The organism is Chitinimonas violaceus (assembly GCF_052601015.1).
The window spans coordinates 1-1469 of record NZ_JBQXDJ010000105.1 but is presented as its reverse complement, the minus strand read 5'-3'; the positions used below and the strand labels follow the sequence as shown (position 1 = coordinate 1469).

Genomic DNA, 1469 nt, shown 5'->3' with positions numbered 1-1469 from the left:
TGCGTCGTAGGCAAACCGGGTGGCATTGCCATTCGCATCGCGTTTGGCTACCACATTGCCCGCAGCATCATATTCAAAGTGGGTGGTCAGCTTCAGCCCATTGGGGTCCACCGTTTCGCTGATCCGCCTCCCCGCTTTGTCGTAGCCATACGAGGTGGTCTTCGCTGCCGGGGTGCCTGCGCCTTCGGTGACACTGAGCGTACGACCCTGGTCGTCGTAGCGGTATTCGGTACGTAGCTTCAGCCCACCTTCGTCCACCACCACCGCACTGAGCTGACCCTGGCGGTCGAAGTGGTTGCGGGTGATCACCCCATTGGCGTCGGTGCTCGTCACCGTGCGGCCCTGTCCATCCAGGGTCACGCTGCTGGTCAGCTTCAAGCCGGTCGGGTCGATCTGCTTTTGCAGCTGCCGGTTGGCCGCATCGTACTGGTATTGCGTGACGACACCATTGGCGTCGGTCGTACTGATCAGGTTGCCGACACTGTCGTAAGCCTTGCGGCTGGTATTGCCCAACGCATCGGTCGTGCTTTGCAGTTTGCCGTCAGCGCTGTACTGGTAAGTCGTGGTGTTGCCATTGCCGTCAGTGAGCTGGATGACTTCACCGTGCCGGTTACGCTCGCTGCTGGTCTTGACCCCATCGGCCGTGGTCACGGTGATACGGCGGTTGGCACTGTCGTACGCGGTGGTGGTGGTGTGGCCCAATGCATCGGTCTGTGTAAGGACACGGTCGAAGGCGTCGTAGGTGGTGGTGCGTCGGGCATTGAGGGGATCGGTAACGACCACGGTACGGCCGAGCCGGTCGTAGTCGGTACGGGTGGTGTGGCCGCTGGCATCCGTCACCGCCACCGCACGGCCAAACGCATCGTATTCGGTTGCCTTGCTCAGATTCAGTCCGCCCGCATCCTGCTGAGTCGAGATCAGCTTGCCGCGCGCATCGTATTGGAAGCGCGTTGTCGTGACCTTGCCGGTGTCGATCGGGCTGACCAGACGGTCAATCTCACCGAAGGCGGTGTAGGTCGTACTGGTGGTCTTACCCAAGCTGTCCAGGGCTTCCTTGACCAAGCCGCGTAAGGTGTAATTGATGCGGCTGGTCTTGTCCTCGTTGGCATTGGCCAGCTGTTCCAACCTTGTCTGCAAGGCATCGGTCAGCAAGCCGCCGTCGATGCCAGTCAGATCGCCCAAGCGCTGGGTGAACGCGGTGGTACTGCTGACTTCACCAAAGGCGGTGTAATCGGTCTTACGCACCTCACCGAGGGCATTGACGGTGTAACGCAACTGACCCGCTTCATCGTAGTAATAGCGGGTCTTGCTGCCCCGGGCATCGGTGCTGCTGATGCGTCTGCCGGCATTGTCGTAGGCATAGGTGGTGGCGTGTTGCTTGCGCAATGCATCGAGCTGGTCCGCGGTCACGTTAGCCAAGACTTCGGGATAGCCGAGCCGCTTGCGTTCGGCTTTGGCGCTGTCCGTGT

At 60.9% G+C, this 1469-nt stretch carries 1 protein-coding gene; it reads right to left on the bottom strand.

Annotated elements, in window-relative coordinates; all coding sequences use genetic code 11:
- Positions 1-1469: RHS repeat domain-containing protein (locus tag ACUHMQ_RS19465; RefSeq protein WP_445297119.1), on the bottom strand; the 1469-nt coding region annotated here is incomplete at both ends.